This is a genomic window from Candidatus Omnitrophota bacterium, from assembly GCA_040755155.1.
GTDB lineage: Bacteria > Hinthialibacterota > Hinthialibacteria > Hinthialibacterales > Hinthialibacteraceae > JBFMBP01.
Window position 1 is genome coordinate 1 of record JBFMBP010000166.1, and the last position, 4,662, is coordinate 4,662.

The 4,662-nt window shown below is 49.9% G+C and carries 3 protein-coding genes; 1 reads left to right on the top strand and 2 read right to left on the bottom strand.

Annotated features, from left to right (window positions below; genetic code table 11):
• Nucleotides 1–623, bottom strand: a 623-nt coding sequence (locus AB1656_26085) for a hypothetical protein (GenBank protein ID MEW6238869.1), incomplete at its 3' end; no start/stop codon positions are given.
• Between the two features lie 336 nt (nt 624–959).
• On the opposite strand from AB1656_26085, the gene AB1656_26090 reads away from it, so the two are divergent.
• A complete protein-coding gene (locus AB1656_26090) occupies nt 960–1,958 on the top strand; it encodes a hypothetical protein (protein MEW6238870.1) in 999 nt (332 codons plus the stop codon).
• Here the strand turns inward: AB1656_26090 and asnB are convergent.
• The gene (asnB, locus tag AB1656_26095; GenBank protein ID MEW6238871.1) at nt 1,888–3,822 is read right to left on the bottom strand and encodes an asparagine synthase (glutamine-hydrolyzing); all 1,935 of its coding nucleotides are present in this window, start codon (nt 3,820–3,822) and stop codon (nt 1,888–1,890) included. The genes AB1656_26090 and asnB overlap by 71 nt on opposite strands.
• Between the last annotated feature and the right edge of the window lie 840 nt (nt 3,823–4,662).

Sequence of the window (4,662 nt, forward strand, 5' to 3'; positions counted from 1 at the left end):
TCGCCGTTTTGCTTGGCTTGCGTCGTAATCTGCACGGATGGAATATCGAAGCGGGCGGAGAGATACTCGTCCGAGGGCAAGATACCCGTTTTCACCTGCTCGCGCAGATTGCGCATGAACGCCTGCTTCAACCGCACATCCACCTTGAGAATATCGTGGATATAGCGCACCGTCACGTCCACATTGGGCAGAACCTCGGACCAACGCACGCTATCGCCCACGACGCTTAGATTCTCCCAGTTGAGTTTTCCCAACTCCAGCGGTTTGTAATTATCGCCGCGGCCTACGCCTAGCCCGGCAAAGCGGTAGGTGAAGATGTCGCCCTCGTGCCGCGCTTGGAAGGTTCCGTCAGCGCGCACGAAAAGCTGCCAAATCCCCGCCGTCACCTCGTAATCCCACTCGCCGCTTTTGGATGGAACGAGGTTGGGATTGACCAACTCCAGCGCCCCATCCGCAAGTTTGTAATACTTGGGATAAGCGAGAAACGTCATCGTATTCAGCCCCGTTCTTTCCGCATATTCGGAAACGGGAACCGGATACGATTCCGCCGTCTGTGCTTGCGGCTGCGCCAACGGCGCCGCCAGCGCGCAGACGATGAACATAATAATACCTGCTGCATGCATAAGCATCCTCCTTCGGTGAAATATGTAGTTTTGGAATAGCGCCCAACATCATTCGCTGAAAAGGAGTAAATCACAAAAGTGATCCGTTGTCAACAAGAAACTCAAAAATAATCAAAAAATAATAGAACATATGATTTTAACAATATCAAAAGTATAACAGCAACTCAGTATCGATGGGGGCGCCGCCGCCTAAATGCAGGTTGGCATAAGACAATCAACCTATTCCTTCCTGGTTTTTCTCTACCAATGACAAGTTTTTACAAATAAAGCCCCAAGGGAGGGTTGGTTTTGTATACACTTGAATCTGGGGAGGGAGAACCATAGGAAGGACGTATCATGGAAACTAAGGTTTTGCCCTTCAATCGGACCCCTGCTGAAGAAAATCAAGTTGCTCTTTTTTATTTGGAACGCATTTTGGACTTAACGGATTCGGGATGCGTCCAGTTGGCGAAAAACGTATGGAAAAGGAATAAAGGGAAATTTCAATCTTTGATTAGCGCCAACCATTATCAACGGTTGGAAGAAAAAACGAATCAAACGGACGATTGGTCGGCGGCGAAAGAAAAAGAGTTTTTCGAACGCATGGAAAATGCGCGGATTTTCTGCGAATTCAAAAGCGTTCATAACTTCGGACGAGAAATCATCCTCCATCATATTCACCGCGCCGACGAATGTCCCAGCCATGAAATCGTTTATAAAGTACAGGAGAGGCTGGCCGTCAATAATGTCCATTACATTGAACCGGACGAGGTTGCCATTAACACGTTTTTGGACGCGAGAATCCAATTTATCGTGGATCAGCGCCGTCCCAGCCGTCAAAACAGCAGGTCTTTGGAAGGAAATCCCGGTTTTTATTTAACGGACGTATTGGGACGACGATACCGCTGTTTCGTTAAACAAGTCGACGACGTGAAGATCAATGACGTTTTAAAGTTGAAAATCACGAATATTCCCGGTCCCGCATTGACCAACGGAAACGGTTCCGAACCGATCGTTTATTTCGAACCGAGAGTGATGCCGGGCGACTTGATCGATGTGGGATTGACGAGTTTGTCGCATACCAGCAACAGTTTCATCTTTCGCCATTTCAGCTATGACGGATTTCTCTGGTTCAAACGCAGAGGCGTAAACAAGGAAATATTCAATCGAAACACTTTGCGGCCTAACGACCGCGTCGTCGCCAAGGTTCTTTATACTACGGAGGAAGCGAAGCTGTCTTCCAGCGGTAAACTTACGCGCCTGGGAATCATTAAAGCTATTCCCATCAAACGGGCCGAGAAGGAACTTCGCCCGGCGGACGATCAAGATATTGGCGTTGCCAAAGTTCTAAGCTGAGGAGCATCCATAACTGGTTGTTATAATCTCTTTTCCCGTCTTGATGATCCATTATAACGCGGCGGACTTGCCGGGGGTCGAAAAGCCCCCGGCGGGCCGCGGCGGACTCCGAACAAGCGTCCTCGATCAAATCCCGCAATTCATGCCGGAACCACTCTCCAACCGGAACATCGAATCCATGTTTGCGGCGTTGGAGAATATCCGGCGGCAATATGTCCTTAAACGCTTCCTTTAGTATCCATTTCGTAGTCTTGCCGCGCAATTTTACTTCCCCCGGCAGCGAAAACGCCCATTCCACGATAGCGTGATCCAAGAACGGTACCCGCACCTCCAGCGAATGCAGCATCGACATGCGGTCTACTTTCGTCAGCATATCCGCAGGCAGGCCATGCCGCAGATCCACCCATAACATGCGGGTGAGATTATCCGCTCCTTGCAGTTCGTCGAACAGCTGGCGGCGGAACCGGCGCGGCGCGTCGAAATCCATCGCCGCCCGCGCTTCCTGCGTCAATAACGAAGAACGCATCTCGTCCTCGAAATGAATCGCCCAGCCCAAATGGCGTTCGAAGGGATCGGGATGCAATCCCCGGAAGAATTTCTTTCCCTGACGCAGCCAATCCATCCAGTATCCCGAGCGCGATTCCGGAATGCGGGAAACCACGGAACGTGAAAGAAAGCGCAGAGCGAATTCGGGCGCCCAAGAGCAATAACGCCGGAAATATTCCGCCTGGTATTTTCGGTATCCCGCAAATATCTCGTCTCCCCCATCGCCGGAAAGAACGACCTTTACGCTCTGCGCCGCCAGTTGGGAAACGAAATATACCGGAAGGCAGGACGAATCCGCCAGCGGTTCATCGAGTTGCCAGGTTATGTCGTCTAACGCCGAAAGCAGGTCGTTGGGTTTGAGGATGCGCTCTTGGTGATCGGTCTGAAATTGTTGGGCGATCCGCCGGGCATGGGGCGTTTCGTCGAATAACTTGTTTCCTTCGAATCCGATGGAAAACGTATTGAATCCCGGTCCAAGGTACTCGTACATCAACGCCGTCAAAACGCTGGAATCGATGCCTCCCGATAAAAATGCGCCCACCGGCACATCCGACAGCAGATGCTCGTCGACCGTTTGGCGCAGCCGCTGCCGTAATTCAATTATCATCTCCTCAGGCGATGACTCCTGCGCCGGGAGGATCACTTCATCCGGACGCCAAAATCGCCGCGTCTCGATTTGGCCGTTTTGAACGATAAGCATCTCTCCCGGCATCACTTTCTTGATTCCGCAGAAGAGAGAAAGCGGCGCCGGAGCGGCGAGATAGGCCAGGTAGTAATTCAACGCTTCCAGGTCGATTTCGCGGGGCGTTTCGGGATCGCAGAGGAGGCACTTGATCTCCGAACCAAAGCGGACTGCTTCTCCATCCATGTGGTAATACAATGGCTTGATCCCCAGCCGATCGCGGGCGAGAATCAGTTTTCGTTCTTTTTTATCCCATAACGCCAGGGCGAACATGCCTCGCGCCGATTCCAAAAACGCCTCCCCGCGCTGACGGTAGAGATGCAAAAACGTTTCCGTATCGGCGTGGGTGCGGTAGGAATGGCCTTGGGAAATCAATTCGTTTTTGAGTTGAGGATGATTGTAGAGTTCCCCGTTATAAACAATCCACAGATCGCCGTCTTCGGTGGACATGGGCATGTGGCCGTCGCCTAAGCCAATAATGGAAAGCCGCCGCGATCCCAATCCGAGAGAGCCGCCGATATAATGGCCTTCATCATCCGGCCCCCGATGGCGAATAACATCGGTCATCGCTTGCAACAGCCGTTTATCCACCGGCCGTTGGGCGTCAAAATAAAAAATACCGCAAATACCGCACATAATCGATCTTTATCTTCAAATTCATTCGTTCATTTTCGAAAAAGGTTTTACATCTTGGCGGAAACCTATAGGCCGTTTGGGCGGTTCAGGCGGAACTATTAATAGTCGGATGGCTTCGAGAATTTCAATTTAGGGAGGCGGTCGCAAATTGCGATAACCTCTGAAATTTTCATGATTCCTTAGAATAAACGGCCAATTGGATTGTGCGCATTATATTCTTATCCTAAAGGGTAAGGGAGGGGGCGAGTAGTGAATAAGCATTGCGTTGCCATAAATTCGAATCCAGCGGCATAAAGCAAAGAAATCAATTAAAAATACGCGAAAAACTTATAATAGGTCATTCAATCTTCAGATTAGAATCTTGGAATCTCATCCGGAACTTCAATTCCGGAACTCCATTCCAAGATTCTATGACGAAAAACAAGTAAATAACTCACGTTACGCATTTCCATTCCCTCGCCCTCTGGGAGAGGGGTAGGGTGAGGGGTGTTAAGTTCAATCAAATCAACCCTCACCTAACCTCTCCCAATCTTGGGAGAGGAATTTGAAAAGCGACAATCTCAATGCAGATTGGTATTAATCCAAAAGGAATCATAATCCTGAGTTTTCCAAGAAGCGTCTTATTCTGAATATAACTCGTTGAGAGGAAGGAAGATAGAGAGGGATTAGGTGTAGGGTAACCGTTGTTCTATAGAGCCGAGATCGAAAAGGTCCCACAGTTTGCGTTGAACGGAACTGCGGCGGGATATTTTCATTTCGGCGGACTGATCCTCATACACCATGACGATTTCCCGCAGATCGGTTAATTCTTCCTTCAAGACGGCGGCGCTCATGCGCAAT

Excerpts from the sequence above, each read along its gene's own strand:
- AB1656_26090 (MEW6238870.1), top strand. The coding sequence starts at position 960 with ATGGAAACTAAGGTTTTGCCCTTCAATCGGACCCCTGCTGAAGAAAAT.
- asnB (MEW6238871.1), bottom strand. The coding sequence starts at position 3,822 with ATGTGCGGTATTTGCGGTATTTTTTATTTTGACGCCCAACGGCCGGTG.